Source organism: Streptosporangium sp. G12 (assembly GCF_052983175.1).
In genome coordinates this window covers 104036-120526 of record NZ_JBRIQO010000001.1, presented here as the reverse complement: position 1 = coordinate 120526, position 16491 = coordinate 104036, and the positions used below count along the sequence as shown (strand labels likewise).

At 72.8% G+C, this 16491-nt stretch carries 15 protein-coding genes and 1 tRNA gene; 8 read left to right on the top strand and 8 right to left on the bottom strand.

Features of this window, described 5'->3' with window-relative positions; translation table 11 throughout:
• The first annotated feature begins 109 nt into the window (after positions 1-109).
• The gene (locus ACVCAG_RS00525) at positions 110-1084 is read left to right on the top strand and encodes a zinc-binding dehydrogenase (RefSeq protein ID WP_440086371.1); all 975 of its coding nucleotides are present in this window, start codon (positions 110-112) and stop codon (positions 1082-1084) included.
• 68 nt (positions 1085-1152) lie between these two features.
• On the opposite strand, the gene ACVCAG_RS00520 is transcribed toward ACVCAG_RS00525, so the two are convergent.
• A tRNA-Met gene (locus tag ACVCAG_RS00520) sits at positions 1153-1224 on the bottom strand.
• A 249-nt stretch (positions 1225-1473) separates the two neighbouring features.
• On the opposite strand from ACVCAG_RS00520, the gene ACVCAG_RS00515 reads away from it, so the two are divergent.
• Positions 1474-1815 (top strand): hypothetical protein, encoded by a 342-nt coding sequence (locus ACVCAG_RS00515; protein ID WP_440086372.1) that lies wholly within the window; start codon positions 1474-1476, stop codon positions 1813-1815.
• A 93-nt stretch (positions 1816-1908) separates the two neighbouring features.
• On the opposite strand, the gene ACVCAG_RS00510 is transcribed toward ACVCAG_RS00515, so the two are convergent.
• On the bottom strand, positions 1909-2424 hold the full coding sequence (locus ACVCAG_RS00510; RefSeq protein WP_440086373.1) for a BP74-related protein: 516 nt from the start codon (positions 2422-2424) through the stop codon (positions 1909-1911).
• A 356-nt stretch (positions 2425-2780) separates the two neighbouring features.
• On the opposite strand from ACVCAG_RS00510, the gene ACVCAG_RS00505 reads away from it, so the two are divergent.
• Positions 2781-3452, top strand: a complete 672-nt coding sequence (locus tag ACVCAG_RS00505) for a GmrSD restriction endonuclease domain-containing protein (protein WP_440086374.1) — start codon at positions 2781-2783, stop codon at positions 3450-3452.
• Positions 3449-3715, top strand: coding sequence for a hypothetical protein (locus ACVCAG_RS00500; protein WP_440069934.1), 267 nt, complete (start codon positions 3449-3451; stop codon positions 3713-3715). Before ACVCAG_RS00505 ends, ACVCAG_RS00500 begins: the two co-directional genes overlap by 4 nt.
• An 80-nt stretch (positions 3716-3795) precedes the next feature.
• Here the strand turns inward: ACVCAG_RS00500 and ACVCAG_RS00495 are convergent, their stop codons facing one another.
• The 4 genes from ACVCAG_RS00495 to ACVCAG_RS00480 all read right to left on the bottom strand — a co-directional run bounded on the left by ACVCAG_RS00495 (position 3796) and on the right by ACVCAG_RS00480 (position 9318).
• On the bottom strand, positions 3796-6045 hold the full coding sequence (locus tag ACVCAG_RS00495; RefSeq protein WP_447189281.1) for a hypothetical protein: 2250 nt from the start codon (positions 6043-6045) through the stop codon (positions 3796-3798).
• Positions 6046-6255: 210 nt separating this feature from the next.
• Positions 6256-7185, bottom strand: a complete 930-nt coding sequence (locus tag ACVCAG_RS00490; RefSeq protein WP_440086376.1) for a hypothetical protein — start codon at positions 7183-7185, stop codon at positions 6256-6258.
• A gap of 889 nt (positions 7186-8074) precedes the next feature.
• Positions 8075-9178 carry a mannose-6-phosphate isomerase, class I gene (gene manA / locus ACVCAG_RS00485; protein WP_447189280.1) on the bottom strand — a complete coding sequence of 368 codons (1104 nt, stop codon included), beginning with the start codon at positions 9176-9178 and terminating at the stop codon, positions 8075-8077.
• Positions 9175-9318, bottom strand: coding sequence for a hypothetical protein (locus ACVCAG_RS00480; RefSeq protein WP_440086378.1), 144 nt, complete (start codon positions 9316-9318; stop codon positions 9175-9177). Before ACVCAG_RS00480 ends, manA begins: the two co-directional genes overlap by 4 nt.
• 599 nt (positions 9319-9917) lie before the next feature.
• On the opposite strand from ACVCAG_RS00480, the gene rfbC reads away from it, so the two are divergent.
• Entirely contained in the window at positions 9918-10511 is a 594-nt protein-coding gene (gene rfbC / locus ACVCAG_RS00475) for a dTDP-4-dehydrorhamnose 3,5-epimerase (protein ID WP_440086379.1), read from the top strand.
• Here rfbC and ACVCAG_RS00470 read toward each other — a convergent pair.
• Positions 10490-11587 (bottom strand): TetR/AcrR family transcriptional regulator, encoded by a 1098-nt coding sequence (locus ACVCAG_RS00470; protein WP_447189279.1) that lies wholly within the window; start codon positions 11585-11587, stop codon positions 10490-10492. The genes rfbC and ACVCAG_RS00470 overlap by 22 nt on opposite strands.
• Positions 11588-11841: 254 nt before the next feature.
• Between ACVCAG_RS00470 and ACVCAG_RS00465 the strand changes: the two genes are divergently transcribed.
• Positions 11842-13386 carry an MFS transporter gene (locus ACVCAG_RS00465; protein WP_440086381.1) on the top strand — a complete coding sequence of 515 codons (1545 nt, stop codon included), beginning with the start codon at positions 11842-11844 and terminating at the stop codon, positions 13384-13386.
• On the opposite strand, the gene ACVCAG_RS00460 is transcribed toward ACVCAG_RS00465, so the two are convergent.
• Positions 13292-14332 (bottom strand): carboxymuconolactone decarboxylase family protein, encoded by a 1041-nt coding sequence (locus tag ACVCAG_RS00460; RefSeq protein ID WP_447189278.1) that lies wholly within the window; start codon positions 14330-14332, stop codon positions 13292-13294. The two genes, ACVCAG_RS00465 and ACVCAG_RS00460, sit on opposite strands and share 95 nt — an antisense overlap.
• A gap of 239 nt (positions 14333-14571) precedes the next feature.
• Here ACVCAG_RS00460 and ACVCAG_RS00455 point away from each other — a divergent pair, with 239 nt between their 5' ends.
• Entirely contained in the window at positions 14572-15777 is a 1206-nt protein-coding gene (locus ACVCAG_RS00455) for a sensor histidine kinase (protein ID WP_447189277.1), read from the top strand.
• Positions 15778-15814: 37 nt separating this feature from the next.
• Positions 15815-16486, top strand: a complete 672-nt coding sequence (locus tag ACVCAG_RS00450; protein ID WP_447189276.1) for a response regulator — start codon at positions 15815-15817, stop codon at positions 16484-16486.
• Positions 16487-16491 lie beyond the last annotated feature (5 nt).

Sequence of the window (16491 nt, the reverse complement as noted above, 5' to 3'; positions counted from 1 at the left end):
GTCGGCGGGCCGTGTCCACGGCCCGCCGACCGGCGATGGCGGATGGCGGATGAGAGATTTTGAATGAGAGATTTCCGCCAGATCCCCACATGATCGGTACAATTCAGTCATGAAGGCTGCGGTCCGCACCAGATATGGCCCACCGGAAGTGGTTCGTTTCGCGGAGGCGGAGAAGCCTGCGGTCGGGGACGGCGAGATCCTCGTCAAGGTCCACGCGACGACGGTCAATCGCACGGACTGCGCGTTACGCGCGGCGAAGCCATTCATCTGGAGATTCTTCACCGGGCTCGTCAGGCCGAAGGTGAGAATTCTCGGAAACGAGTTCGCGGGAGAAGTCGAGACGGTGGGCGGCGGCGTCACCTCCTTCGAAGCCGGTGACAGGGTGTTCGGATACAACGACCGTTCGTTCGGGGCCCACGCCCAGTACATGTCGATCCCCCAGGACGGCGCGCTCGCGATCATTCCGGAGGGCCTGACCTACGCGGAGGCCGCTCCCAGCACCGAGGGTTCGCACTACGCCCTCACGATCATCAGGACGGCGAGGATCCGGAGCGGGCAGGACGTCCTCGTCTACGGGGCGACCGGGGCGATCGGCTCGGCGGCGGTCCAGCTCCTGAAGGGGCTCGGCGCCGCCGTGACCGCGGTCTGCGACACGAGGAACGTCGAGCTGGTCAGGGGACTGGGGGCCGACAGGGTCGTCGACTACACGGCCGAGGACTTCACGAAGGACGAGCGGAAGTACGACGCCGTCATCGACGCGGTCGGCAAGAGCTCGTTCGGCCGGTGCAGGCGGCTGCTGAAACCGCGCGGGATCTATCTCGCGTCGGACCTGGGCACCCTGTCGCAGAACCTGGTTCTGGCGCTCGTCACCCCGCTGTTCGGCGGCAGGAAGGTCATGTTTCCCATCCCGAAGCAGAACGACCCGGAGATGGCGCGCTATTTCAAGGGACTGATCGAGTCCGGCGAATTCACACCGGTCATCGACCGGCGATATCCACTGGACGAGATCGTCGAGGCGCACCGGTACGTCGAGACAGGCCAGAAAACGGGAAATGTTGTGATCATCGTCGAGCATTCCAGCTAGAGCCGGAAGCCGCCCTGTCGTCCCGGGCCACCGAACACACGGGAGCGGCGGCCACCACGTGTCGAGAGTATCGGGAGCAGGATTCGAACCTGCGACCTACGGATTATGAGCCCGCCGAGCTACCACTGCTCCATCCCGACCTGATGAAACGAGAATACCGACCGGCTTCGGCGACCTCATCCCGTTTTCCGGGGCGGCCGGGAACGGCGGCGTGAACGGGGCCGAGCCGGAAGCGGCCGAGCGGAGAACTCCCTCCGGCGCGGGAAAGGCGGGCCGGGCCCGCGTCGCCGTACGGGCGGATGGTTTGCCGCACCTTTCGCGGGGCAGGCGGCCGGAGCGGGGAAATGTCGTTTCCGCTCACCGTCGGCGGCGAGGAAGGTGCGATCCCGATGAACGTGCACACACTGTCGGTCGCGTTCAGCTGGGCCCTTTTGGCGGCCGGATGCGTGATGGCCGCGCACGGCGTTCACGTGCTGGTGACGGGCCGGGCTCCGCGCGCGCTTTCCGGACAGGGCAGGGTCCTGCGGGTGAGGCCGTACGCGTGGTCGCTGCTGTTCTTCGCGTTCTTCGCCGTTTCGACGGCGTCGCCTCGGCTGCTGGGCTGGACGGACGAGCTGTCGCTCACCGCCTTCACCCTGCTCGCGCTCGCCTTCGTGGTGGTGGCTCTCACGCTGATGGCGAGGGCGAAGAAGGTGCTGGTCCCCACGACCTCGCGCGACCGGGAGATGTGACGGCGCCCCGCCGGGTCCCTTGCCGTGCCCCTCGGCGGGACGGGTCCCGCGACGGGACGCAGGCGACCGGCCGCGGGAACCGGCGGGCGCGAATCAGGGGGCGGGAACCTCGGCGACGAGCCTGGAAGTCCAGGGACAGAAGAAGCAGCCGGGCAGGAAGGCGCCACACGCCTCGTCGAGGTGGTCCTCGACGTAGGAGAGCGTCGCGTCGCAGACCTCGATGGCCATCTCGAAGAAGTCGATCGTGTTCGGGTCGAGGTGGAAGCCGTAGGCGGGGTTGTACGGGGCCGGCCTCTTGATGATCCGGCCCATGACGTGCGTCCTCGAGGTCTCCTGGCCGCTGATGATCCGCCGGGCGTGCTCGATCTTCCCGGGGTCGGTGAGCTTGATGACGAGCGGCTCGCGGGAGCCGGCGGTCGTCATCGTGAAGTAGGCCGACTCGGTCACGGCGGCCGGCGAGGGCGCACCGGTCCCGGCGGGGCCGGCCTGGACGGAAAGGGGCGTCGCGCAGGCGCGCGGTGTGGGCGCGGCCTGAGCGGGCGTGGCCATCATGGTGGCGAGCATCGCCACGGCAGCTAGACAGCCGGTCCTGGTGAAGAAGTGTCGCACGGGTTCCTCCTGGGCCCTGCGGGCCGTGACCGCCACGGCTCCAACGCTCTTCTAGGACTCCTCTCCTGCCGATTGCCCGGTCCCACACCGTGCTTGATCAATAAATCTCCGCCTCTTGCCGGGACTTTCCCGCCGTCGCCGGCCCCGTTGACCTGGTGATCCACCGATCCCCGACGTGAACTCGTGCCATCGAGGGCAGGAGGCGGAAAAGCCCCCACGGCCGCACCCGGCTGTCGCTCGCGGCGGCTCCGGCCGGCCCCGCGGGGAGGGAATGTTCTCTCACAGATCCAACACTCTCCGTGGCGGCGACGGCGTTTCTCGTCACTCACGGCGATCGCTGCTGGTAGTGGTGGCACATGCCGACACGACAATGGCGCCACACGGCCGCCGCTCTCACAGCCCTGCCCGCCCTCCTCGTCACCCTCGCCGGGCCGGCGGCCGCCGCGGCCAAGCTGCCCGAGCCGTCAGTCCCGCCGATCGCCCGCGCCGAGCTGAACCTGCTGACCGTCGCGGAGCCGCGGTCGACGGCCGGCTACAGCCGGGACCGCTTCCCGCACTGGAGTACGCGCGCCGCGGCCTGTGACGCGCGCGAGACCGTGCTGGCGCGCGACGGCCAGAACGTGCAGCGCGACGACGCCTGCCGGGCGGTGTCTGGCTCCTGGTACTCGGCCTACGACGGGCGCACCCTCAGCTCGGCCGACGACGTCGATGTCAGCCACATCGTGCCCCTGGCCAACGCCTGGCGCTCCGGCGCCGACACCTGGACCGACGCCGAGCGCGAGGGCTTCGCCAACGATCTGGAGCGGCCGCAGCTGCTCGCCGTCTCCGCCGCGTCGAACAGGAGCAGGGGCGACCAGGGGCCCGAGTCGTGGAAGCCGCCGCTCGCCGCCTCCCGCTGCATGTACGCCCGCGCCTGGGCGGATGTGAAGTACCACTACCGCCTCACCGTCACCGCCGAGGAGAAGGCCGCCCTCGCCGAGATGCTCGACACCTGCCGGCCCCAGCCGGCCGGCGAGGGCCGTAAGTGACCGGCCGCGAACACTACGACAACCAGGTGCTCGCCGGGCCAGGCGGGGTGATGACCGACGAGGCGGGGGTCATCACCGGTGATCTGGTCGTACGCACCGAGGTCCACGACGACCAGGCCCACGTCGCGGTGCAGTACCTCGGCGCGGAGGAGTGGTACACCCTGACCGGCAGTCCCGCCCCGCTGGCCGGTCACACCGGCGAGGAGGTGCACGAGGCGGTGCTGGCCGCCATCCAGGCGGGCCTGCCCGGCGGGCTCGGCTGATTCGGTCCCGGCCGGTTCGACGGCCCCGGCCACGCGCCGGGGCCGGGCCGGGGACAGGGCCATGGGGACAGGGCCGGGGCTCACGCCGGTCTGGCGAGCCGGGCGAAGGAGAGCACGACGACCGTCGACAGCAGCCAGCCCAGCAGGCCGGCCACGTTCAGCAGCGCCGAGGCCAGCGCTCCTGCCCGGCTGCGCGTCTCGGGGTACCACGTCGCGCGCTGGCCCAGCGAGATGAGCGGCACGACGGTGTCCACCGTGTAGAACAGCGGGTCGAAGCAGCGCACCTGCCCGTCCCCGCACGGCCCGGGACGGGCGCCGCGCCCCGCCGCGGTCGCCGTGCCGTCGGCCGGCGCCGCCACGTCGTCCACGGTGACCAGCCTGCCGTCCACCGCGTAGACGTTTCCGCGCGGATCGGTGGCCCGCAGGGTCTCCTGGACCGCGGGGCTCAGCATCATGACGCCCACCAGGGCGAGCAGGGCGCCCAGCAGCCACAGCACCCGGCCCGGCCGGTAGCCGTAGCCGACGGTGAGCCCGTAGAGCAGGTCGCGGGCGTTCCTGACCAGCCGGCGCGGCGACCGGCCCTCCGGCGACGGCGCCCGCCTGGCCTGCCGGCGCTGCTCGATGAGCAGCCGTTCGGCCTCCGTGGCGTGGCCGTGCTGGCGGAACACCCTGGCCACCTGCTCGTACGGGCCGACGTCGAAGGGGACCATCCCGCGCAGCCAGTCGCGACGGGCCCGCCAGTCCCAGGCGCCGTCGAAGCGGTCGTAGACGAATCCCGAGATCATCGAGTTCCGCGGCCACCCGGCCGGGTCGTCGGCGAGCAGCGTGGTGGACGCGCCGGTCAGGTCCACCAGCGGCGGGACCTCGGCCCAGCGCAGGCGCATGCCGCCGCGCGCCGTGGCCGACACCGCCTCGATCCCTCCGGCGAAGGTGCCGCGCTCGCAGTCGATCCGCCCCTCCACCGTGCACCGGTTCAGCAGCACCCGGCCCTCGGCGGTGAAGCCCTCCTTGAGCAGGATCGACCCCCGTACCACCGCTTGCTGGAGCAGGAGCGCCTCGGCGCCCGGGTTGAGCAACCGGGCGTGGTGGGCGTCCAGGGCACCGCCGATCGTCGCGGAGCGGAACCGCAACCTGCCGCCGGTGGCCTCCATCTCCCGCAGGTCCACCATGCTGTCGACGACCACGCCCTGGGCGGCGATGAGCGAGTTCCTCTCCGGCAGGCTCCACCGGGTTCCCCGGAGAATGAGGCCGCCCTTGATGTGCGCCCCCGCCAGGCGCAGCGTGCCCTGGACCGCCGTCCCCTCCTCGACGAGGAGGTTGGAGCGCACCTCGGCGTTGGTCAGGTCGAGGGCGCGCCCTCCGCCGACCGTGAGCTCGCACCCCCGGTGGATCCGCACGGTGCTGAAGGAACCCATCGAAAGGTCCACGCCGCCGCTGATCCGGCACTCGCCCTCGACGCTGAGATCCCCGCCCACGAAGAGGCCGGGGGCGCTGATCGCAGTCCCGCCGTCGCGCCTGCTGGAGTATCCGGCGCCGCTGATCGCCTCGGTGGGCTCGAGGGTGGCGTCGCGGATCAGGAACTGGCCGGAGATCCGGGCGTTGCCCAGGTCGACGCGGCCGCGGATCAGCGGGCGACGGCCCGTCTGGTCGCCGATGAGGAAGACGCTGCCGCCGATCTGCGCGTCGCCCAGGTCCAAGGCCAGCCCGCGGTCGGGACGGGTCAGCCGGGCACCGGTCAGGTCCAGCGAGCCCGCCACCTGAACCCCCAGCAGCCGCATCCCGCCGCGTGCCTCGAAGCCGTGCAGCAGCCGGATCGTCCCGCCGACCCGCATCCGGTCGGCCTGGACCGCCCGCATCGCGGAGTCGATGACCGTGTCCAGGCAGATCAGGCGCCCGCCGATCTCCGACTCGCACAGCCAGACGGCCGCGCTGCGGGAGGTGCTGGCCGAGGTCCACAGATCGCCGGTGACGTGCGACCTGGACAGGTCCAGGTCGCGGCGGACCCGCAGCCCGTTGGCCAGGATTCCCGGCACCGCGCAGCCGTCCAGCACCAGCAGGTGCAGGCCGGCCCCCTCCAGCAGGAGGGGCCGGTCGAACACGCAGCCGGTGAAGCGCAGGGGGAAGGGCACCTCCATCCCGCTCAGGTCGAGGTCGCCGCAGATTCTCGCGCCCTGGATCGCCGGCCCGCGCGGGTCCATCTCCTCGCGGCCGCGCCGGCACAGCTCACGGATCAGGCGGCCCTCGACGACGAGCTCCTCGCCGTCCCGAGCCCGCAGGACCCGGCCCGCCACGCAGGCCCGCAGCAGGGTCACCTCGTCGATCACGGTCACGCCGCGCGGCCTCCCGTCGGTCCAGGAGAAACAGGGGGAGCCGGCTCCTCGGCGGGAACCGGCCCGGCCACCCTACCCAGGGGGCTCGCGGTGTGGCCTCGACGCGGCGACGGGACGCGGGCCGCCCCGGCCGCCGTCGCGCCCGCTGTGGCGGGCGTCCCCGTCGCCGCGCGCTGCGGCCGCCGCCCAGGCCGCCGCCCAGGTCGCTGCCTAGGCCGGTGGCGCGAGCCGTTTCACCTGGTCGCGGGCGTTCGCGTCGAGGTTCGCCTGGAGCAGCCCGTTGTTGACCCCGGGGTCGCAGTCGGTCAGGACCCGGACGGCCGCGGGCGGTCCTTCCGGGTAGCCGAACAGGAGAAGGAGGGTGTCGCCCTGTGCGCCCCCGCCTCCGCGGCACACGTTCTCGCTCGGCCGGGTGTCCAGGGAGTTCAGCGTCGCCGCCAGGGCCTCGGCCGTCGGCCCGCCGTGTTCCAGCCGGGGAGACGGCCTGTCGTACGAGGCCTGCCCGCAGACCAGGACCGAGACGGGTTCGCCGGGCACCATCCGCTCGTTCTGGCCCCTGCGCCCGGGAAACCCGTGGCAGGGGTCGTCCGGCCGCGCGGGGCTCCACGTACCGGTCCGGTAGGCGGTGGTGATGTCCCGCCCGACGTACGAGCGGCTGCCGACGGTGCCGTTCGTCGTCGTCACGCAGGAGTTGACCTCCTCGGCGCTGCCCACCCACAGGGCCTCCCCGCGGGGATAGGCGAACCTGATGAGGTAGTTGGTCATCGCCCCGCCCTTCTGCGTGCACGGGCCGCCGGGATCGGCCGTGGTCACCGGGAGGTAGTCCAGGTCGCGGGCCATGGCCCCGGCATCGCCGGTCAGGGTCCGGGATCCGGCGAGCCGCTCCCCTCCCGGGCGCGCGTTGTGCCCCGGGTAGGCGCAGATCATCGCCGTGACCGGCTCTCCGGGGACGAGCGACTCCCCGACCCCGTCGAGGTCGGCGGCTGCGGGCACCCATCCGCCTGGCCTGTCGCCGTCCCAGCGTTCCGGGCACGATGCGGGCACGGACGACGGTGCGCGCACCGCCTGCGAGATCAGCGTGGCCGCCGCGCACACCGCCATCACGGCCAGGGCGACGCGGACACTGCGGAGAAGTCTCACGATGCTGGAACGTCAATTCTCTGAGAAAGGTTCGAACGGTGGTGGGGAGGAGCCGTGCGCCTCGCCGGCTCGGGGACCTTTCACGAGATTTCCGCGTACGCGTCAGGTACCGGGCGGCGTTCCGTCTCCCCGTGGGAGGCGGACGCGAACGTCGGGAGATTCCTCACGTCTGCCTCCTGGTTCACTTCCTGGGGGCGAATCCGTGCCTGACCTCGCCCTTGGTGCAGCGCGGGCAGGGGCGGTACTGGCGAGGGAAGAAGGTGGCTTTCAGTGTGCCAGATCCGCTGCATTTGCGGCATTTTGATAGATAGTTACGGATCCAATCGGAAATAACCCATATAGCGAGAACGGCGATGATGAGCAGCGCGGTTTCCACGGTGAACTCCACCTGGTGAGGGTTCCATGAGGCCTTCCCTCATAACACCCCGTGTTCACGCCGACGCGTTACGTTTCGATGGGCGGTATATCGCCTGCTCATATCGGTTGCGGCGACACCCGGAATGTGATTACCCCTCTTGTGGTGTTTTGGGGTGGGGCGGCGGCCGGTGCAGGCAGGTCGGCACCGGATAAACCGGACGGCACACCTTCATCCCCGCGCCCGTCCCCGGCTCCCCCCGTGGGAGCCGGGACCGGGACGCTCAGCCGGTCGCGAGGTGCTCGGCCTCGTGGTGCAGTACCTCGACCAGGATCAGCTCCAGACGGAGGTCCGGATCCGTGAGGTCGTCGGACGGTGTCATCGAATACCTCCAGCCTCGCCGGTGGGGACGCCCCGCCTACCTCGGGGGTGTATCCGCCATACCAGGCCGGTATGAACGCGAGGGCCCCGCGCGGCGTCCCGCGCGGTCCCGCCCTCCGGCCCCGGCGCCCTCAGGGGCGGCCGGGGAGCACGTCAATCGATTCCGGGTTCCGCCCAGAAGACCGTTCCCGAGCCGTGCAACCCGACGGGCCCGTGGGCGGCCGGGACGAAGACGGACTCACCGGGACGCAGGGTGTGCTCGCCGGTCTCGATCTCGCCCTCGGTGCACAGCAGGATGCGCGGCACCCCGCCCTCCAGGGTGAGGCCGGAACCCGGGACGGCCGTCCCGAGGCGGAACTCGGGGACGGGGGTCCGGTAGAGGTTGCCGACCGGCTCGACCCGCAGGGCGGGGACCGAGGGGTCGGTGACCCGCAGCAGCTCCTCCACGTCCATCGGCTTGCCGGTCAGCCCGGCGCGCAGCACGTTGTCGGAGCCGCCCATGATCTCCACGCCGAACCCGCTCAGGTAGCAGTGCAGGACCCCGGCGCCCAGGAAGAGCGCCTCGCCCGGCCGCAGCTCGTGGCGCCGCAGGAACAGCGGTGCCAGGCAGGCGGGGTCCTCCGGGTGGATTTCCGCCAGGCGTACGACCAGCTCGTTGTCGGGGCCGCCGGCGGTCGAGGCGGCCCGCGCGACGGCGGCCACGAGGTCCGCCCTGCCGTCCTTCGGCCACTCCACCAGCGCGCGGAGCGCGGCGGAGGCGTCTCCGGCGGCCAGCGGCGCGACGACGGGCTCCAGCTCCGCGACGCCCAGCCCGCCGATGAGGGCCGCCGCCTCCCGGGGAGGACGGAATCCGGCCAGCGCGGTGAACGGGGTCAGCGCGCAGATCAGCTCGGGCTTGGGGAACGGGTCGACGTAGGTGCCCCGGGCGAACCCCTCCCGCGCCTGCTCCTGCGAGGGGTGGACCTGGAGCGAGAGCGGCAGGTCCACGGCGATCAGCTTCAGCAGGTACGGCAACCGCGAGCCGAACCGCTCGACGGTCTTCTCGCCCAGCTCGGACACCGGGTCGGCGGCCACCGTCTCGGCGAGGGAGTGCCACGTCCCCCGGCGCAGCACCGACGACGAGCCGGACGGGTGGGTGCCGAACCACATCTCCGCCTCGGGCAGCTCCGCGGGGGAGGAGCGCCCGGCCAGCGTGGCGATCGCCGTGCGCGAACCCCAGTCGTAGTTCTTCACGGGGTTGCGCAGGAGGTCCGTCATGACGCCTCCACCGATGCGGGCACGGCGGTGCCGGGCCGCCCGCGGCCGTTCTCCGGCCGGGAGGACCGTCGCGCGCGCGTGCCGCCGGGCCCGGTCTTGCCTGCCGCCGCGCGGGCGGTGGGGATGAAGGAGTCGTTCATGATCCTCTGTGTCCGTGTGAGTCCGCGAGCGGTAATCGGAATGCCGCAGAACGCCGATGTTACGCGTCCTCGATGTCGTACGGCCGCCGGGGCGTGCCAAGACACCGTACGGCCGTCGGGGCGTGCGCCGAGATCTGGTGCCTGATCCGGGGCCGGGGACGGTCGCGTACCGGCGGGAGCGTGACGACGCGGTGCCGTACGCCGCGAGGGGAGAACGTCGGCGCCGCGTTCCGGTGACGGGCGCACGGCCGGCGACGCGCTGAACGTGGGGCGGGTTTCATGGTGTCCGGGAGGTTGCCGGACGCCCGGAAGAGGTCCTCGAGGGGTGTCACGCGATCGCGTGACACCCCTCGCCGTCCCCGCTGGCCGGAAGTGGCCAGACCGGCCGGTCACCGGCCTGACGGGTGCCAACCTGGGACGACCCGGTCACGGCGCCCCGGAACGGTCCCGCGGAAGGCCGTGCGCGCCTTCACGACGTACGGCGGCGGGTTCACAACGGGCCGGTGGTCCTGGAGACTCCGCTGGGGAGCACCCGCCACGCGTGCCGTTCCTCTGGGAGCCGCCCCGGACGGGGCGGGGCCACGGAAGGAGAGGTGAGCATGCGTTCGCTCGGCATCGAGGGTGCGTGGGTGTTCGAACCGAAGGTGTTCCTCGACGACCGGGGCAGTTTTCACGAGTGGTTCCGTCTGGAGGCCTTCCGCGAGACCACCGGCCGGGCCCTGGCCCTCTCGCAGGCGAACTGCTCGGTCTCACGCCGGGGGACACTGCGTGGCGTACATTTCGCCGATGTCCCACCAAGTCAGGCCAAATACCTCAAATGCGTCAAAGGTGCGGTTTTCGATGTGGTCGTCGACATCCGCGTCGGATCGCCCACCTTCGGGCAGTGGGAATCGGTGATCCTGGACGACGAGGACCACCGGGCCGTCTACGTCTCCGAGGGGCTCGGCCACGCCTTCATGGCGCTGACCGACGACGCGACCGTGGTGTACCTCTGCTCCGAGGGATACGCGCCGGGGCGCGAGCACGGGGTCGATCCGCTCGACCCGGAGCTGGGGATCGAGTGGCCCTCGGGGGTGGCGCCGCTGCTGTCGGACAAGGACGCGACGGCCCCCACCCTCGCCGAGGCCCGGCGGCAGGGCCTGCTCCCCGCGTACGAGGAGTGCAGCCGGTTCTACGCCAGGCTCCGGGCCTGAGGCGGCGTCTCGCTGTCACGGGGGCCGGCGGTCGAGGCTTCCGGGCCCACCGCCGCGGCCTTTCCGCCGCCTCGGGACGTCGCGCCCGCGGGCTCGACGTCGTGCCCCGGCTCTCCGTCGTGTGCCGGCCGGTCAACCCCCGGCCGGTCGGCCCCCGGCCCCGTCCGGTGGCCCTCTATCAGGACGGCGAGACCGTCGAGGAGGCGCCGCAGCCCGAACTCGAACCACTCGTCGAGGTCGATCGCGTCGCCCCGCTCCTCGTGGAGCCTGGACAGCATCGGGAACCGGCCGGACTCCAGGATCTCCTGGAGCATCGGGGCCTTCAGGGCGCGCCGCTGCCTCATGGTGACACCGGTGCGCCGCTCGCTCTCCACCTCGTTGACGAGCAGCAGGGCCCAACCCTGCACGTGGGCGCTCACCATGATGGCCACCCGGTGCATCGTCATCAGGTCCAGGCCGAGACCGTCGACGGCCCGCATCGACCGTTCGACGTCGGCGAGCACGTTCGGCCCGAGCGGCGGCTGGGGCGTGGCGATGACCCGCAGCACCCACGGATGCCTGGAGTACATCGCCCACTCCCGCCTCGCGGCGAGCTCGAGCCCCGCGCGCCAGTCCCCGGGGACGGGGTCGCAGGGCGCGCTCTCGCCGAAGACGGCCTCGACCATCAGCTCGATCAGGGTGTCCTTGCCCGGTACATAGCGGTACGGCGACATCGTGCCCGCCCCCAGTTCGGCCGCGACGCGGCGCATCGACAGCGCGTCCAGTCCCTCGGCGTCGGCGACGCGGATCGCGGTGCGGACGATCCGCCCGGTGCTCAGCCCGTCCTGAGGCTCACGGCGCTCCGGCTCGGTCTCCGCCGCCCGGCCGCCCCCTTCGGCGGGCTTCGCCCGCTCGGCCCGCGCGAGCGTGCCGGAGGCGTCGCGGGCAGGCGTGAGGGAGGGCCCGGGAGGGGTGGCGGCCCGCTCGGCCGCCCTGGTCCGGTACGCCCGCGCCTGGCACGCCCGCGAGCAGTATCGGGGACGCCGCCCCCGGCGCGCCGCGTTCAGGGGTGCCCCGCACTGTACGCACGTCGACATGCGTTGTCCTCGCTCGATTACGTCACTTCCGGCTGCTGGTGACGAAATTCTAGCACGCGCTTTCGTGACGTAATAGCTGCGGCAGGGGGAGGTGGGCGTGATGAAATATCCAGCACGACGAAAAGGAATCCTTGTTTTCGCAGGAATAAAGCGGAAATCTTGAATGCCGATCGGATCATTGATGATTCCCGATACTTGTGCGTACGATGTATGCGTCCAGGTGCGTACGCTGTACTCGCGGGAGGTCGGGATTCATGGTGAAAGGTGCGGCGGGGGGAAGGGAGTGGCTCGGGCTCGCGGTGCTGGTGCTGCCCGTGCTGCTCGTCTCGGTGACGGTGACGGTGCTGTACTTCGCGCTGCCCTTCCTGAGCGCGGACCTCGCGCCCACCGGATCCCAGCTGCTGTGGATCGTCGACGTCTACGCGTTCCTGCTGGCGGGTCTGCTGGTCGCGATGGGCGCCCTGGGCGACAGGATCGGCCGCCGCAGGCTGCTGCTGGTCGGCGCGGCCGTCTTCGGCGTCACGTCCGTCGCCGCCGCGTACGCTCCCAGCGCCGAGCTGCTCATCGCGGCCCGCGCCCTGCAGGGGGCCGCGGCGGCGAGCCTGATGCCGCCGACCCTGGCGCTGATCCGCGACATGTTCCGCGACCCGCGGCAGCGCCGGACGGCCGTCGCGCTGTGGGCCGCGAGCTTCGCCGGGGGAAGCGTGCTCGGGCCGATCGCGGGCGGGTGGCTGCTGGAGCGCTTCTGGTGGGGGTCGGTCTTCCTGATCAGCGTTCCGGTCATGGTCCTGTTGCTGGTCCTGGGCCCCTTCCTGCTGCCCGAGCACCGAGCCCCGGCCTCGGGAGGGTTCGACCTGCCCGGTGCCGCGCTGTCGCTGGCGGCGGTGCTGCCGGTCGTGTACGGGATCAAGCAGCTCGCCACCGGCGGCCCGGCTCCGGTGGCGGTGCTCGCGGTCGCCGCGGGGCTGGCGCTCGGCGCCGCGTTCCTGCGCAGGCAGCGCGGCCTGGCCGACCCCATGCTCGACACGCGCCTGTTCGCCGACCGGGACTTCACCCTGCCGCTGGTCACGAGCACGCTCGCCGTCTTCGCGCTGGTGGGCCTGTTCTACTTCGTCGCGCAGTACCTGCAGCTGGTGCTCGGGCTGGGGCCGCTGGTGGCCGGGCTGCTGACGCTGCCCGCGGCCGGCATGGCACTCGTCGGCTCGCTCGTGGCCGCGGGGATCTCGCGCCGGGTCCGCCCCGGGCACATCCTGGGAGCGGGCATGGCGCTCGCCGCCGCGGGATTCCTGGTGGTGAGCACGCTCGACGCGGACTCCGGCCGGTGGCTGCTCGTCACCGGACTGCTCCTGCCGGGAGCGGGGATCGGCGCGGTGCAGGCCCTGGCCTCCGGGATGATCGTCGACGCCGCCCCGCCGGAGCGCGCGGGCTCGGCCTCGGCGGTCCTGGAGGCCGCCACCGAGCTCGGCGGGGCGCTCGGCGTCGCGATACTGGGCAGCGTGGGCCTGGCCGTCTATCGAGACCGGTTCGCCGCCATGGCCCCCGAGGACCTGCTCCCCGACGACTCGGGGGCGGCCGGGGAGGGACTGGGCGGGGCGGCAGGGGTGGCCGCCCGGCTGCCGGAACAGGCCGCGGCGGAGCTGCTCGACGTCGCCCGCACCGCCTTCACCGGCGGGATGCAGGTCGCCGCGCTCCTGTGCGCCGCCCTCATGGTGACGGCGGCGGCGTCGGCCGCGATCCTGCTCCGGACGGTGCCGGCAGATCCCGGCGGATCGACGCCTCGACGCCTTCGACAGCGGTGATCGCGCCGTACGCGAGCAGCCGTACCAGGTCGGCGTCGTCCGGATGACCGGCACGCCAGGCCGCGACGTCGGCGTCGGTGACGCGGTACGGCGCCAGCGCGGCGAGCAGGGCGAGCCGCACCCCCGGCCGGTCGGCGACGGGCAGGTCCGCCGGCGGCCCGTCCAGCCACCCGCCGTCCATCGCGGGATGCTCGCCGTCCCACCCGCCGACGGTCTCCAGCACGGCCGCGCGGGCCCGCTCGCCGAGCAGCGCCCGGCCCGCGCCCGCCGCCTCCCGCAGCGCGGCGAAGGCGGTGCCCACCGGCGTGCCCGCCGCCCAGGCGGGCTCCGGGGTCGTGGCCGGCCCCACCAGCAGGGGAAGGCTCTCACCGGCCGGCCGCCGCCTGCGTACGGTACGGGCCAGCACCCTGCCACCCAGGCTGCGGACCAGCCGGGAGTCCTGCAGCCTGCCGGGCAGCATGCTGTCGGTCAGCAGGGCCGAGGCGATGCGGTTGATGAAGTGGAAGGTCAGGGCGGTGCCGACGTACTCGGCGGTGTGCTCCCCGGGGAACGGCGCCACCGGCGGCCGCGCCGTGCCCACCGCGCGGGTGGCCGTGGCCCAGCCGAGGAGCGCGGCGTGCCCGGGGTCGGCGGGCGTGCCGCCGCGCGCGATGACCTCGGCCAGTTCGTGGTCGCCGGTGGCGTGCAGGAGGGTGGTGTGCGCGGCCACGCAGTACGGGCACCGGTTGGCCACGGACACGCCGAGCGCGACCACCTCCCTGCCCGTCCTGGAGGCGGGCCCGGCCACGAGCGACTCGCGCAGCAGCGCCCAGGTGGCGGCGAGCAGGTCGGGCGCGGGGGAGAGCGTCATGAGGACGGGCATCCCCGCGAGGCCGAAGTCGGTGGTCGCCTGGCCGTAGACATCGGCGATCCGGCCGGTCGCGGCCTCGGGCGTGACGGGAGTCACGTATCGGAAGGTGTTCGCCATCTGCCGTCGTTCCCATCGTGGTGGGTGGTCGGAATGCCGCCGACCGGTCCGGTGAGCCGATGGTCGCCGATCCGCCCGTCGCCGGGCGTCGCACCGGCGGATGCTCCCGGGCCCGGCACCGGGGGTGTAGCGGCCCCGGGGCTACTCCACCGGGAGTAGCCCCGGTCCCCTCTCCGTGGAGGAGGCGGCGAACGCGGCGCCCGGTCTATTGTTCGAACATGAGTCGCATACGCGGATGGCGCCGTCACGTGCGCGGGTGGCGGGAGTGCGCGTACGGATGGCGCGATCGGGTGCGCGGGCGGGGCGGTCGCGGGCAGGTGCCGGACGCGGTGCTCGCCGGGGGGATCGCCCTGCTGCTGGTGGCGGGCACGCTCGCCGGGCCCGCGCAGGGCGCCCCGCACGGGCCGGCCGAGTACGCGCTGCTGCTCGCCGGCGCCCTGTCGCTCGCGGTCCGGCGCCGCTTCCCGGCCGTGGTCGCGCTGGTCGCCGCGGTGTGCATGACGGCCTACTCCGTGCGGGCCGGCACCGGCCCCCCTGCGGCCTTCCCGGTGCTGGTGGCCGTCTACACCGCGGTCCTGGCCGGTCGCCGCGCCGCCGCCGTGGCCGCGGGCGCCGTGTTCCTGGGCGGCGACCTGGCGCTCGGCCTGTCGTCCGGGTCCGGAGGGGTCTCGCAGAACTCCACCGGCCTGCTGGTCGGCTGGTTCGTCGCCGCGGGCGTCATGGGCGTGGTCTCCCGCCACCGCGGGGACGACCTGAGACGGGCGGAGGACCGCGCCGCCGAGGCGGAACGCACCCGCGAGGAGACGGCCCGCCGCCGCGCGGACGAGGAGCGGTTGCGGATCGCCAGGGAACTGCACGACTCGCTCACCCACAGCATCTCCGTGATCAAGGTGCAGGCCGGGGTCGCGGTCCACCTCGCCCGCAAGCGGGGTGAGGAGGTGCCCGGACCGCTGCTCGCCATCCAGGAGGCCAGCGGGGAGGCCATGCGGGAACTGCGCGCCACCCTGGAGGTGCTGCGTGACGACGGGCCGCCCGGCAGCGGGCTCGACCGCCTCGCCGAGCTGGTCGAGCGGTCGCGGGCGACGGGCCTGCCCGCGACCGTGGTCGTGGAGGGGGAGCGGCGGGCGCTCTCGGCGGACGTCGACCGCACCGCGTACCGGATCGTCCAGGAGGCGCTCACCAACGCCGCCAGGCACGCCGGTCCCGCGGTGGCGTCGGTGCGCATCACCTACGGCACGAAGGAGCTGACCGTGCAGGTCGACGACGACGGCAGGGCGGCGCCCGGTGCCGACCCGGTGCCCGGGGTCGGGCTGAGCGGCATGCGCGAGAGGGTCACCGCGCTCGGCGGGCGGCTGCGCGCCGGCCCCCGCTCCGAGGGCGGTTTCCGGGTCCGCGCCGAGCTCCCCGTGGACGGTCCCGCGTGACGCGCGCCCGCGCCGGGCTCCCGCCGGAGGGCGCCCCGTGATCCGCATGCTGCTCGTCGACGACCAGGCGCTCATCCGCGCGGGATTTCGCGCCCTGCTCGACGCCGAGGACGACATCGAGGTGGTGGCGGAGGCGGCCGACGGGCTGCGGGGCGTCGAGCTGGCCGTCCGGCACGTCCCCGACGTCGTGCTCCTCGACATCCAGATGCCCGTGCTCGACGGTATCGAGGCGACCCGGCGGATCGCCGCCCACCCGGGCCTGGCCGATGTGCACGTCGTGATCCTGACCAACTACGGGCTCGACGAGTACGTCTTCGACGCCCTGCGCGCGGGCGCGGCCGGATTCCTGGTCAAGGACACCGAACCCGAGGACCTGCTGCACGGTGTCCGGGTGGCCGCGCGGGGAGACGCCCTGCTCTCGCCCGCCATCACCCGCAGGCTGATCGACCAGTACGTCTCCCGGCCCCCCGACGTGGACACGGACGACGCGCTGAAGATCCTCACCAGGCGCGAGCGGGAGGTCGTGGCACTGGTCGCCCGGGGCCTCAGCAACGACGAGATCGCCGCGCACATGGTGATCAGCCCGTTCACCGCCAAGACCCACGTCAGCCGCGCCATGATCAAAACCGCTGCCCGCGACCGTGCCCAGCTCGTCGTCCTCGCCTACGAGTCGGGCCTGGTCGCGCCCCGGTCCGCGGGCGGCCCGTAGCCGGC